1 protein-coding gene is annotated in these 755 nt (G+C 54.6%); it reads left to right on the plus strand.

What is annotated here, in order from left to right:
* The first annotated feature begins 106 nt into the window (after positions 1-106).
* Positions 107-571 (plus strand): serine acetyltransferase, encoded by a 465-nt coding sequence (locus tag V2H77_RS00235; protein ID WP_341497202.1) that lies wholly within the window; start codon positions 107-109, stop codon positions 569-571.
* The last annotated feature ends 184 nt before the right edge of the window (positions 572-755 follow it).

Genomic DNA, 755 nt, shown 5'->3' on the forward strand with positions numbered 1-755 from the left:
AACTAATACGAATAATGATTCTGGGGACGAAATGAATGATTGGCAATGTGATTTGGTTCGGTATGGCATGCGGCGACCATTCCTGTAGGAACAAGCGATTTGGGCGGTGTGGCTATATCGTCAAGGACGCCGCATCGACGTCCGCTCTGCAGGGCCCGGCAAAAAGTTTCAGACGACGCTGTACTGGCTGGCCTTTCGTGTCGTCGAAACGATGACGGGTGTCAGCCTGCCGAAATCTGCCACCATTGGTCCAGGTCTGCGGATCTGGCACTTCGGCAGTATTTTTATTCATCCCGATACGAAGATCGGCGCAAATTGTACGCTGCGCCAAGGGGTCACGATTGGTAACCGCCATGTCGATGGTCTCGTGCCTGTTCTTGGTGATGACGTAGAGATCGGCGCGTACGCGCAAATATTGGGTGGCGTCAAAATTGGCAATAACTGCCGCATCGGTGCCATGTCAGTCGTCCTGACGGATATGCCGGATGGCAGTACTGCAGTGGGCGCACCCGCGCGCTTGATTTTCCAGCCTCAGGTGGACGTCCCGGCAAAGCAAGCCATTGCGGCTTGATCGCGCAGGGTCAGGTCCAAGCATTCTTCCTGAAGTCCAGCGGGCAATCGTCACGTGTCGCGGGCATAAAAAAAACAGCACCGGGATCAGATGAAGATCTGATCCCGGTGCTGTTGTTCTCTACAGCTTTCGCCGTAACTACTTGAATCTATTGGTCGGGGCGAGAGGATTCGAACCTCCGACC

The organism is Photorhabdus sp. P32, assembly GCF_038085095.1.
Taxonomy (GTDB): domain Bacteria; phylum Pseudomonadota; class Gammaproteobacteria; order Enterobacterales; family Enterobacteriaceae; genus Photorhabdus; species Photorhabdus luminescens.